Source organism: Weissella oryzae SG25 (assembly GCF_000691805.2).
Lineage (GTDB): Bacteria > Bacillota > Bacilli > Lactobacillales > Lactobacillaceae > Weissella > Weissella oryzae.
This window is the reverse complement of the sequence record NZ_DF820491.1, coordinates 100206-112632: the sequence shown is the minus strand read 5'-3', so window position 1 is coordinate 112632 and position 12427 is coordinate 100206. Positions and strand designations below refer to the sequence as shown.

Here is a 12427-nt window from a genome sequence, read left to right as displayed (position 1 = left end):
TTTTGGAGATATTTATGGACGAAGAAATTGAAAGGTATTTAACCGCCTACCAAGAAGCACAGAGTGCTGAAAATAATCGTCAATTGGTTGTCGCTTTGCTGAATGCAGATTTATATACGGATGCCTTATCCTATGCAAATGAGCAACCAGAAGCTTATATTACAGGCGAGAACCAGCAGATATATCTAAATCTACTACTCCACGAAGCTAATTTCGTTTTAGCACGTGAATTTGTTTTAGCTTTGCCAGCAAATCAAGCCTTAATGGAGCTGGTACTTGCTGCTGAAGGGGACTATGAACTCAATTTTCCACAAACGTTAAAGCAAGTTAGCCGAGCATTTTATCATTTGTCTGAATATGCTTTGCCAGAGCAAAATCGGCGCCTACAGGCTGCTTTAAAATTACCTTTTAAAGATTTCGTCTTGGGGGCAAAGTTTAATCTGTTAGATCCCTTTGGGAGTCAAATTACACGGACGAGTCTTTTAGACCATTTAAGGAAATTAGCAGTCACTAGCCCAATTAAATTTTTATGGCTTGATCAAAAAGAACACGAAATCGTACCGGCTCGATTAATTGAAATGGAGCAAGAAACAATTAGTCAAGCCATTGAAGTTGAGATAGCTGCGTTAAATGATCCACTTTTGAGTGATAATTTGAAACAAGTTAATCAATATCTATTAATTAACTTATATCCATATGCGAAAGAAGTTATTACTGATGTTCAACAATGGGTGAGGGGGGTAACGGCCGATTTGCAGGGTGAATCAATGTTTGACGAGCCTGAATTGCAAAGAAATATGCGTCAAAAAATTCTGGCAGAGCTAAATACGTTATAGGCTGAATAAAGTTTATAATTTTTTTTAAAGAATTTCAGCTAAATTCATTTACAATAAGCCTATGTTTTTATATAATAACAACAGCTTCCCACGGGGAGACAACAAGATAATAGATTTTCGCATCGAGTTGTTTATGTTCCGTGAGGAATGTAGTATACTTATTGTCAAGCAACTTTAAGTTGGTCTGATAATGACTTACTTGCGAAAATTAGGAGGATAAGCTTTTGGCTAAGGAAACATTCGAGCGCACTAAGCCGCACGTTAATATTGGTACTATTGGACACGTCGATCACGGTAAGACTACTTTGACGGCCGCTATCTCAAAGGTTTTGGCTGACAAGGGATTGGCTGAGCAAGCTGATTTCGCTTCAATCGATGCTGCTCCAGAAGAGCGTGAGCGTGGAATCACGATCAACACTGCTCACATCGAGTACTCAACTGAAGCTCGTCACTATGCCCACATCGATGCCCCAGGTCACGCGGACTACGTTAAGAACATGATCACTGGTGCTGCCCAAATGGACGGTGCTATCTTGGTTGTTGCCGCTACTGATGGACCAATGCCACAAACTCGTGAGCACATCTTGTTGGCTCGCCAAGTTGGTGTTGATTACATCGTAGTATTCTTGAACAAGACTGACTTGGTTGACGATGAAGAATTGGTTGACTTGGTTGAGATGGAAGTTCGCGAATTGTTGTCAGAATATGACTTCGATGGTGATAACATTCCTGTTCTACGTGGTTCAGCTTTGAAGGCTTTGGAAGGTGACCCAGAACAAGTTAAGGTTATCGAAGAGTTGATGGATACTGTTGACTCATACATCCCAACTCCAGAGCGTGATGTTGATAAGCCATTCTTGATGCCTGTTGAAGATGTATTTACGATCACTGGTCGTGGTACTGTTGCTTCAGGACGTGTCGATCGTGGTGTTGTCAACTTGAACGAGCCCGTTGAAATCGTTGGTTTGAAGGATGAGCCTCGTGCAACTGTTGTTACTGGAATCGAAATGTTCCGTAAGACAATGCAACAAGGTCAAGCTGGAGACAACATCGGAGCTTTGCTACGTGGTGTTGACCGTACAGAAATCGAGCGTGGACAAGTCTTGGCAAAGCCAGGTTCAATTCACACTCACAAGAAGTTCTTGGCCGAGGTTTATGTCTTGACCAAGGAAGAAGGTGGACGTCACACTCCATTCTTCACTAACTACCGTCCACAATTCTACTTCCACACAACTGATGTTACTGGTGTAGTTGAATTGCCAGAAGGTGTTGAGATGGTTATGCCTGGTGATAACGTTACATTCGATATCGAATTGATCGCACCAGTTGCCATTGAAAAGGGATTGAAGTTTACTGTTCGTGAAGGTGGCCGTACTGTTGGTGCCGGAACTGTTTCAGAAATCTTGGACTAATTTTTAATAATTAGTATCCCTTGTTATCTTTTGATAACAATTAGAAAACTCTACTGTTCGCAGTAGAGTTTTTTTTGTATAGTTAAGTATAGAAGGGAGTGTGACAATGGCTGTATTAAAGTATCAAAAGGATTTAATTGATGGAAAGAACTATCCAGTAACGGATGGAGTCTTTTTGACCGAATTAGATGGGGATCTGTTTGCGATAATTCGTAAAGATAATCCGAAAGCTAGTCGGCGCGATTTTATTACATATAAGCATCTAACTAATTATCGTTTGAAAAAGCTCGATGTCTTGTTAGCTAAAGATTTTCGTGAAAACGACCGCTTTCATGAGCGTTTTGCGAAAATGGCTGATAGTGAGGAATATCAAGAGATTGACGTTCGTAAGCATCTAGACGAAACATTAACCTTTGGCCAGCGGATTGCTGATGGCGTTGCCCGTTTTGGTGGTTCGTGGACCTTTATCATTTCGTTCTTAGTCTTTATGCTAGTTTGGATGCTGATTAACACTTTGCACTTATTTGGGGTTCATTTTGACCCTTACCCATTTATTTTATTGAACTTAGCATTAAGTATGATTGCTGCCTTGCAAGCGCCATTGATTATGATGAGTCAAAATCGTTCGGCTGAATATGATCGCTTAGAGTCAACCAATGGTTATCGGATTAATCGCAAGTCTGAAGCAGAAATTCGCCTTTTGCATTCAAAACTCGACCATTTGATGCAACAAGATCAAGCTGATTCCTTGGAGGTTCAGCGACTTCAGGTCGAAATTCTAGCATCAATCACAAATCAATTAGCAGAAATTCAGCGACGTTAAAGAATTTTAGGGTAACTTTGATAAAGACCAATAAATTTGGTTGTCGCAAACAGATTTAATCGGTATAATACTATAAGTATGTAATGATAACGACCTAGGTTGTTACAAATTGGAGGAATTAACAGATGGCTACAAACGCAGTTTTCACTAAGGGTGAAGGCAACAAGGGAACTTTGGCATTCGAAGTTTCTGTTGAAGCAGCTCAAAAGGGTATTGATGAAGCATTTAACGAGGCTAAGAAGAACATTGCTGTTCCTGGTTTCCGTAAGGGTAAGATGCCTAAGCAAGTATTTATGCAAATGTACGGTGAAGAGGCTTTGTACAACGACGCTTTGAACCACGTTTTGCCAGAAGTATATGCTGAGGCCGTTGCCGAAGCTGGTATTACAGCAGTTGGACAACCTCAAATCGGTGTTGTATCAATGAACAAGGGTGAAACTTGGAAGTTGACAGCCGAAGTTGAGCTTGCTCCTGAAATTAAGTTGGGTGACTACAAGGGACTCAAGGTTCCTGCAGCCGACGTAGCCGTTTCAGATGCTGAAGTTGATGAAGAAATCGAGCGTCTACGTCAAGGTCAAGCTGAGCTTGTCTTGGCTGAGGATACTGCTGCTTCAAACGGTGATACTGTTGTGATTGATTTCGTTGGATCAGTTGACGGTGTTGAATTTGATGGTGGTAAGGGTGATAACTTTAGCCTTGAACTTGGTTCAGGTCAATTTATCCCTGGCTTTGAAGAGCAATTGGTTGGTCACAAGGCTGATGAAGAAGTTGAAGTTAACGTAACTTTCCCTGCTGATTACCAAGCTGAGGATTTGGCTGGTAAGGATGCTAAGTTCGTTACAACTATTCATGAAGTTAAGGTTAAAGAAGTTCCTGCCTTGGACGATGAATTTGCTAAGGACGTTGATGAAGAAGTATCATCTTTGGACGAGCTTAAGGCTAAGGTTAAGGATCGTTTGACTGAGACTAAGGTAAACGAAGCTCAAGATAAGAAGGAAGAAGCTGCAATTTCAGCTGCCGTTGCAAATGCTGAAGTTGAAGGTGGCGATCTTCCTGCTGCTATGATCGATGAAGATGTTCACCGTCAGATGAACCAATTCTTCGCATCAATGCAAAATCAAGGTGTTTCACCAGAGATGTACTTCCAAATCACTGGCTCATCTGAAGCAGATTTGCATAAGCAATATGAAGACGGTGCTGCTGACCGAGTTAAGACTAACTTGGTTTTGGAAGCAATCGTTAAGGCTGAAAACATTGTTGCTTCAGAAGCTGATGTTGCTGCCGAAGTTGCTGACTTAGCTGCACAATACAGCATGGATGAAGATGCCGTACGCGCAGCTTTGACTGAGGATATGTTGGCTCATGATATCCAAATCAAGCAAGCTGTTGATTTGATTGTTAACTCAGCGGTTGAAGAAGCCTAAGTTAACATAAATTTTTATTTTTAAGATAAGGGTCGAACATTCATATGTTCGACCCTTATCTATTAACTTAGTTATTTTTTATTGATCAAAGCAAGTTGTACAATGGTTTTAACCTAAAAGTTACTAATAGACTAGAGGTTGGTCAGCTTGCCCTGCTATTTTAACGGGTTATTTGGTACAATATGATAAACTAAATTTAATTAGCCTATGGGAGGTTGGAACGTGTTTAATACAACCGATAACACGAGTGGCGGAGCTTACTGTTCATTTTGCGGTAAGTCTGCGTCCGAAGTGAAGAAGTTGATTGCAGGTCCTGGCGTATATATTTGTAATGAATGTGTCGCCTTGGCCCAGTCAATTATTGAAGAAGATTTACAACAAGATGCACTGGAACACACATTAACGCTAAAGACACCTAAAGAAATCGTTGAAAGCTTAGACCAATATGTAGTAGGTCAAAGCGAAGCCAAGCGGACTTTAGCTGTTGCTGTGTACAATCACTATAAGCGCATCAACGCAATGCTCAGTGGTGAAGCAACTGAGGGTGATGTAGAACTACAAAAGTCTAACATTGCCATGGTCGGACCAACTGGTTCTGGTAAGACTTATATTGCGCAGAGTTTAGCTAAATTGTTAAATGTTCCTTTTGCCATTGCTGATGCAACAACGTTAACTGAAGCGGGTTATGTTGGTGAAGATGTTGAAAATATCTTGCTTAAACTAATCCAAGCAGCTGACTTTGATGTTGAAGCCGCTGAAACTGGAATTATTTATATTGATGAAATTGACAAAATTGCCAAAAAGTCTGAAAATGTGTCAATTACCCGCGATGTTTCTGGTGAAGGCGTGCAACAAGCCTTGCTAAAGATGCTAGAAGGAACAATTGCCAATGTACCGCCTCAAGGTGGTCGTAAGCACCCTAACCAAGAGTTCATTCAAATTGATACTACTAACATTTTGTTCATCGTTGGTGGGGCCTTTGCGGGGATTGAATCAATTGTTAAGGAACGCTTAGGTGCTAAGGTAATTGGGTTTGGTACTGATTCTAAGGCGCAAGCTTTGAATGATTCAGAGTCATCAATTATGCAACATATTTTGCCGGAAGACTTAATGAGCTTTGGCTTGATTCCAGAATTTATCGGTCGTTTGCCAATTCTAACAGCGCTTGAAGAGTTGGATGAGGATGATTTGGTGCATATTTTGACCGAGCCTAAAAATGCTCTGGTTAAGCAATACCAAGCTTTGCTGGCCCTTGATGATGTTAAGCTAACCTTTGATAAGGATGCTTTGCGTGCAATGGCCGAATTGGCAATTCAGCGTGAAACTGGTGCCAGAGGTCTAAGAGCAATCATTGAAGCGGTTATGCGTGATATTATGTTTGATTTGCCAAGTCGTGATGACGTAACGGAAGTTGTTATTACGCGTGACACAGTTGAGCATCACAGCGAACCAACGCTAGTTAGAAAGTAGGTGGGCTTAATGGAAGTTCATAATGTTGAACTAACAATTTCAGCCGTCCAACCAAGTCAATATCCAGAGGGTGATTTACCTGAAATTGCCTTTGTTGGCCGCTCAAATGTTGGTAAGTCATCTTTGACGAATACGCTGATTAATCGGAAAGCTTTTGCACGGACTTCATCACAACCAGGTAAGACACAAACCTTGAACTTTTATAAGGTTGAGGAGCAAGTCTATTTCGTTGATGTGCCTGGTTATGGTTATGCAAAAGTTTCAAAGCAATCCCGTGAGAAGTGGGGACAGATGATTGAAAAATATCTATCTGAACGACCACAACTTAAAGGGGTGGTATCTTTGGTTGATGCACGTCATGCACCCTCAGAAGAAGATATTGCCATGTATAACTGGCTAACCTATTTTGGGATTCCAGTTTTGGTAGTCGCAACTAAGGCGGATAAAATTTCACGTGGTAAGTGGAATAAAGCAGAGTCACAAATAAAGCATAGTTTAGAGTTTGATGCGACTGCTTCAGACTTTGAGATGTTCTCATCGCAGACTAAGTTTGGTAAAGAAAACGTCTGGGACTGGATTGAAGCCCGCATGGCGGATGAATAAATTTAATCGCAAGTTAATCGGGATATAGCTAAAAACGCTATTAATAACCGTTAACAAAATTAGGGCTGGAATGGTCAAATGTTCCAGCCCTAATATACATAATCAATAAAGGGGTGATAGAATGGTACGCGCAAGATTTCAAGGTAAAATTTTAGGAGAAACCTATACTTTCACATCAGAAGAAAGTCAGAGTCAAATGAAGGCGGTTTTGGAGTTAGCCAATCAGCAATTAGCAGCGATTAAAGCAGCTAACCCCAATTTATCAAATGAACAAGCAGCAATTTTATTAGCTTTTAATGCCCTATCAGATCAATTAAAGATGCAGGCAGCAAAGGTAAAGGATTAAAATATGGTATTAACATTTATACTGGCAATCATATTATTGTTAGCCTGGCGTAAAGGCTATCATAATGGATTATTACGGACTTTTATTCGCTTAATCGGGCGAGTCTTAATCTGGGTTGTTGCACTTTTGTTTGCCCATCGTTTAGGGGCGTGGCTTCTGACCAGCTTTTTTACTGGAACAACCGCTCAGTATGGGGTGACTAGTATGCCCGATGTAGCCAAGGACACCGCTCTACAATTTATGACTTCCGGAATTGCCTTTGGGGTAATTACGATGATTGGTTATTTTATCTTACGTTCGGTTGAGAACGGAGTTAACTTTTTAAATCATATTCCAGTTATTGGTTGGGTTAACCGGCTTTTAGGTGGTCTATTAAATATCGGCATTATTTATGTATTATTATTTTTTGTGCTCCAAATTTTTCAAACATGGCAAGTTCCCTGGTGGCAAAATCAACTGACTAGTTCTGATTTTGCACAGTGGATACTTACGCAAACCCCATTTTTGTCAAATGAAATCTATCAATGGTGGATTGCACAAGCTTAGCAGAAAGACAGGGTAAAATGAATTCAAAGGTATTAGAAACGTTAGAATATAATGCGGTTAAGGCCCAGCTGATACCATTTTTAACAACCGCAGCAGGTAAGCTAGAATTAGATAAGCTATTACCAACTAAAGAGGCGCCTGAAATGCAACGTTGGCTGGCCGAAACAGCTGATGCAATGCGTGTTATCCGTTTAGCCGCTGGTATCACGGTGCCACGGTTAGAAGATATTAAACCACAAATGCAACGCCTTAGAATCAATGCTAATTTAAGTGGTACCGAATTGGCACAAGTCGGCCGGGTACTATTTAGTAGTGGGCAGGTTCGAACATTTTTTGAAAACTTAGTTGCTGATAAGGACGAAGATTTTCCAGCTTTGCAACCTTATTATTCTCAACTAGTGATGCTACAAGATTTGACTCGTCAGGTTAACACAGCAATTGATGCGGATGGTCGCATTACTGATGAAGCATCACCAGCTTTGCAAAAGGTACGCCAAGCAATTTCAAGTACTGAAAATGCAATCCGGCAACAGATGCAAAATTATACGCGGGGGAAGCTGGCAAAGTATTTATCAGATGCAATTGTGACGATTCGTGATGATCGCTATGTAATTCCAGTAAAAGCCGAGTACCGTAGCCAATTTGGTGGTGTTGTCCATGACCAAAGTCAGACTGGACAAACCCTTTATATTGAACCTGCAGCAGCGGTTGATATGAACAATCGGTTGCGGGAACTTTATTTGAAAGAGCGCCAAGAAGAAGAACGGGTTTTGGCAGAACTTTCGGATATTTTACGGCCAGAAGCGGATGCAATTTTAACCAATGCGGCAATCTTAGGTCACTTAGACTTTGTTAATGCCAAAGCGCGTTATGCCGTTGCAATTAGAGCCAATGAACCAGAATTTTCAGCTGAAAATCATATTCGATTGCGAGCTGCGCGGCATCCTTTGCTAGATCCCGCAAAAGCCGTCGCTAACGATATTATTTTGGGCGAAGATTATACAGCGATTATTGTTACCGGACCTAATACGGGTGGTAAAACAATTACGCTAAAGACTCTAGGATTATTACAGCTAATGGCACAATCAGGTTTGTTTTTGCCAGTTGCAGAATATTCGACGGTGGGGATTTTTGATGAAATCTTTGCCGATATCGGGGATGAACAATCAATTGAGCAATCCTTATCAACATTTAGTTCGCATATGGTAAATATTGTTGATATTTTAAAGCAAATTGACCGCCATTCGCTAGTGCTGTTTGATGAGTTGGGGGCAGGAACGGACCCACAAGAAGGAGCTGCGTTAGCAATGGCAATTCTTGATGCGGTGGGTGCCCACGGTGCTTATACAGTTGCAACTACCCACTATCCAGAACTAAAAGTTTACGGCTATAACCGGACGGATACGATTAATGCTTCCATGGAGTTTGATGTAGAAACATTGCGCCCAACCTATAAATTTTTGTTGGGGATTCCAGGTCAGTCAAATGCTTTGGAGATTTCGCGGCGGTTAGGTCTGCCAGAAGACATTATTAATGCGGCATCTGCTTTGACGGCAGATGATTCACAAGAACTAAATGATATGATTGCTGATTTGGTTGAACGACGCAATGCGGTTTTGGATCAGCAAATTCAACTAGCAGCGCAGGTCGTTGAGAATCGGCAAATCAAATCAAGTTATGAACAAAAGTACACGCAATTTGAGCAAAAAGAGGCAAAGTTGCTCGAAGATGCTAAGCAGGAAGCTAATCATGTTGTGGCTGAAGCCAAAAAGCGGTCTAGTCGAATTATCGCTGACTTGGAAAAAATGCAGCGAGATGGTAATCAAATTAAGACCAATGAACTTATCGCTGCTAAGGGTGAATTAAATCAGCTACGCCAAGAGCCTTCAGCTAAAAACAATCGAATTTTACGGAAGGCTAAACAAGCACGTGCTGATCAAGCCCTTAGTTTAGGTGATACTGTTTTGGTTCGCGAATATGGCCAGCAAGGAATTATCAAGCGGGTCTTAAAGGACAACAAATTTGAAGTGCAAATGGGCATTTTGAAGATGGTCTTAGAGGGTGATGCGCTTGAGAAACAAACTTTGAAAGCGAGCGATGACCAAGCTAAGCCTAAGTCTGGGCGACGTGGTGTAAATACGGCGCGGGCAACTAATCGTGCAAATGCGTCAGCAACTCTTGATTTACGTGGTGAACGCTATGAAGCAGCTATGGCACAATTGGACCGTTTTATTGATAATGCACTGCTAAATAACTTACCATCAGTTGAGATTATTCATGGTAAGGGAACCGGAGCAATTCGTAAAGGTGTCCAGGAGTACTTACGGTCAAATCGTGCAGTAAAGACATTTAACTTTACTGGCCCTGACCAGGGGGCAACCTATGCGGAATTAAGTTAAGCAGCTAACTAGCTTTTTTTTTCAGTTGGGTTTAAAATATTGGTAACAAAAAATAAGCACAATTCAAAGTGAGGGATGAATTATGGCTGTACAAAATGTAACTGATGAAGATTATGAGCGTGTAACAAGTGAAGGTGTAAGTTTAACTGACTTTTGGGCTACTTGGTGTGGACCTTGTCGGATGCAATCACCAGTAGTTGAAGAACTCGCTAAGACAATGGACGGGGTCAACTTTAACAAGTTAGACGTTGATGCAAACCCAGAGACACCAAGCGAACTTGGAATTTTGGCAATTCCAACTTTGATTATTAAAAAAGACGGCGAAGTGGTTGAAAGGCTAACTGGTTTTACACCAGCACCACAACTAGCGGCTATCCTAAATAAGTACACGGCTTAGATGACCGGTGTAAAATTCCAGTGGTATAATGATATTACTGGAATTTTTTTATGGAATGAAAGAGGAAAGTCGAAAGTATGCAGACAATTATCTTTGACGTTGATGGTACCCTTTTAAGTACTGAATCAATGTATATGCACTCATTGCAACATACGCTAGCTGAAATTGGGTTACCCAAAAGTTACGCTGAAGTTTATCAAACTTTTGGTTTACCTTCCCTAGATGCTTTGGAATTTTTAGCAATTCCGAATGCGCCGACTGTTCAGTTAAAATGGCAACAACATTACCATGATTTTTGGGATGAAGTTAAACTTTTTGATGGGGTGTCAGCCATGCTAACTGGGTTACAAGCCCAGCAATTCAATCTAGGAATTGTCACATCTAATACTGCAGCTGAATATAATGACCATGCAGATGCTTTTGATATTAACCGGTACTTTACGAGCTTTGTTTTCGCTGGTATGACCAAGCGGATGAAGCCATTTGCTGACCCAATTGAAAAAGCGTTAGCAGATTTAGCGACAAAGCCAACAGAAAGTCTTTATATCGGTGATTCGATTCATGACATGCAAGCGGCGCATGCAGCTGGTGTTGATTTTGGCTTAGCAGCTTGGGGGGCACATGATAAGAGTAAGTTTGCTGAGGCTGATTATATTTTTGAAAGTCCGTTAGAGCTTTTAGCGGAAGTTCAAACCAAAAAAATTATTAAGTAGAAAGAAACATTTGGGTGGTAATTATGGATAACCGGGCAATTGGGTATATGGATTCGGGAGTGGGCGGACTAACCGTTGTGAAGCAGGCTTTAAACCAACTACCTAATGAACAAGTAATTTATGTTGGTGATACAGCCCGGATGCCGTATGGACCACGTGAGCAAGCAGAAGTGAAGGCCTTTTCTTGGCAGTTAGCAAATTTCTTAGTTGCTCAAGATATTAAGCTATTAGTGGTTGCTTGTAATACGGCAACCGCAGCGGCACTACCTGACTTGCAAAAAAATTTACCAATTCCAGTTGTTGGGGTGATTCAACCGGGAATTGATGCCGCACTAGCCTTGCCAGGCAAGCACGTCGGGGTGATTGCAACCGAAGGTACCGTTAAATCAATGGCCTATGCAAATGGGTTAACGACTGGCAATTCCGATAAAGAAGTTGTTCAATTAGCAGCACCAGAATTTGTGACGGCAGTTGAAAAGCTGGATTATCATGCACCAGTGGTTGCAAAATTAGTGGCTGAGCGGTTAGCGTTTTTCAATAATCAACCGGTTGATACTTTAATTATGGGTTGCACGCATTTCCCATTACTTGAAGGCTTTATTCAAGCAGCAATGGGCGATAAGGTACATTTGATTAATGCTGGTGCTGAGTCAATTAAAGTTGTTGAAAAAATTATGGCGAAAAATGATTTAGCGCACGATGTAAACGAACCATTAGCGGCTAATCGTTTCTATACGACCGGTGCGGTTGATGAATTTACAAAAATTGCACAGAGCTGGTTGGCTGATAGTCAATTATCAGTGCAAGGATTAGCGATTAATGCCGATGAATTAGTTGTAAGATAAAGAGGAGAGATTTAGATGACAGAATTAATCTTTGCTTCAAAAAATGAAGGTAAGGTTCGTGAATTTCGTGAATTTTTAGAACCCCTAGGAATTACAGTAAAATCGCTTAATGAGTTATCAAATGTTCCAAACATCGTTGAGGACGGTCACACTTTCACTGAAAATGCCTTAAAGAAGGCTACAACAATCGCACAGGCATTTAATCAGCCGGTTGTGGCTGAGGATGCCGGCTTGGTAGTTGATGCCTTAGACGGTGCTCCAGGAATCTATTCTGCTCGTTATGCTGGTGATCATGATGATGCTGCCAATAACGCTAAATTGATGCAGGCCTTAGATGGGGTGCCATTTCAAAAACGTACAGCGAAGTTTTATGCAGTGATTGTTGCGTTAAAGCCAAACGGTGAAAAATTAGTCGTTGAAGGTTCAGTGGCTGGACGGATTTTAACTGAGCCACGTGGCCATGATGGATTTGGTTATGACCCATATTTCTTTTACGAACCTAGGCAACAGTCATTTGCTGAAATGACTGCGACCGAGAAAAATGCGATTTCGCATCGAGGGCAAGCTTTACAAAAATTTGTTCAAGAATTTAAGCAGTGGTGGGAGGCATAAA

General features: G+C 41.2%; 13 protein-coding genes. All 13 read left to right on the top strand.

Annotated features, from left to right (window positions below; all coding sequences use genetic code 11):
* Nucleotides 1-14 precede the first annotated feature (14 nt).
* The 13 genes from TT13_RS06735 to TT13_RS06675 all read left to right on the top strand — a co-directional run bounded on the left by TT13_RS06735 (nt 15) and on the right by TT13_RS06675 (nt 12426).
* Nucleotides 15-836: a hypothetical protein gene (locus TT13_RS06735; RefSeq protein WP_027699276.1), complete on the top strand. Its 822-nt coding sequence runs from the start codon at nt 15-17 to the stop codon at nt 834-836.
* Nucleotides 837-1060: 224 nt separating this feature from the next.
* Entirely contained in the window at nt 1061-2248 is a 1188-nt protein-coding gene (gene tuf, locus TT13_RS06730; RefSeq protein WP_027699275.1) for an elongation factor Tu, read from the top strand.
* Nucleotides 2249-2354: 106 nt separating this feature from the next.
* Complete coding sequence (locus tag TT13_RS06725) at nt 2355-3071, top strand: DUF1003 domain-containing protein (RefSeq protein WP_027699274.1); 717 nt, start codon at nt 2355-2357, stop codon at nt 3069-3071.
* A 125-nt stretch (nt 3072-3196) separates the two neighbouring features.
* A complete protein-coding gene (tig, locus tag TT13_RS06720) occupies nt 3197-4495 on the top strand; it encodes a trigger factor (RefSeq protein WP_027699273.1) in 1299 nt (432 codons plus the stop codon).
* A gap of 207 nt (nt 4496-4702) precedes the next feature.
* A complete protein-coding gene (gene clpX, locus TT13_RS06715) occupies nt 4703-5965 on the top strand; it encodes an ATP-dependent Clp protease ATP-binding subunit ClpX (RefSeq protein ID WP_045476860.1) in 1263 nt (420 codons plus the stop codon).
* 9 nt (nt 5966-5974) lie between these two features.
* The gene (yihA, locus tag TT13_RS06710; protein ID WP_027699271.1) at nt 5975-6568 is read left to right on the top strand and encodes a ribosome biogenesis GTP-binding protein YihA/YsxC; all 594 of its coding nucleotides are present in this window, start codon (nt 5975-5977) and stop codon (nt 6566-6568) included.
* Nucleotides 6569-6689: 121 nt separating this feature from the next.
* Nucleotides 6690-6914 carry a cell division protein ZapA gene (gene zapA / locus TT13_RS06705; RefSeq protein ID WP_027699270.1) on the top strand — a complete coding sequence of 75 codons (225 nt, stop codon included), beginning with the start codon at nt 6690-6692 and terminating at the stop codon, nt 6912-6914.
* Nucleotides 6915-6917: 3 nt separating this feature from the next.
* Nucleotides 6918-7460 (top strand): CvpA family protein, encoded by a 543-nt coding sequence (locus tag TT13_RS06700; protein ID WP_027699269.1) that lies wholly within the window; start codon nt 6918-6920, stop codon nt 7458-7460.
* A 17-nt stretch (nt 7461-7477) separates the two neighbouring features.
* Complete coding sequence (locus tag TT13_RS06695) at nt 7478-9859, top strand: endonuclease MutS2 (RefSeq protein WP_027699268.1); 2382 nt, start codon at nt 7478-7480, stop codon at nt 9857-9859.
* Nucleotides 9860-9941: 82 nt separating this feature from the next.
* Nucleotides 9942-10256, top strand: coding sequence for a thioredoxin (gene trxA / locus TT13_RS06690; RefSeq protein ID WP_027699267.1), 315 nt, complete (start codon nt 9942-9944; stop codon nt 10254-10256).
* A 77-nt stretch (nt 10257-10333) separates the two neighbouring features.
* On the top strand, nt 10334-10969 hold the full coding sequence (locus TT13_RS06685; protein ID WP_027699266.1) for an HAD family hydrolase: 636 nt from the start codon (nt 10334-10336) through the stop codon (nt 10967-10969).
* Between the two features lie 23 nt (nt 10970-10992).
* Complete coding sequence (gene murI, locus TT13_RS06680; protein WP_082816200.1) at nt 10993-11814, top strand: glutamate racemase; 822 nt, start codon at nt 10993-10995, stop codon at nt 11812-11814.
* Nucleotides 11815-11829: 15 nt separating this feature from the next.
* Nucleotides 11830-12426, top strand: a complete 597-nt coding sequence (locus TT13_RS06675; RefSeq protein WP_027699264.1) for an XTP/dITP diphosphatase — start codon at nt 11830-11832, stop codon at nt 12424-12426.
* Nucleotide 12427: the final 1 nt, after the last annotated feature.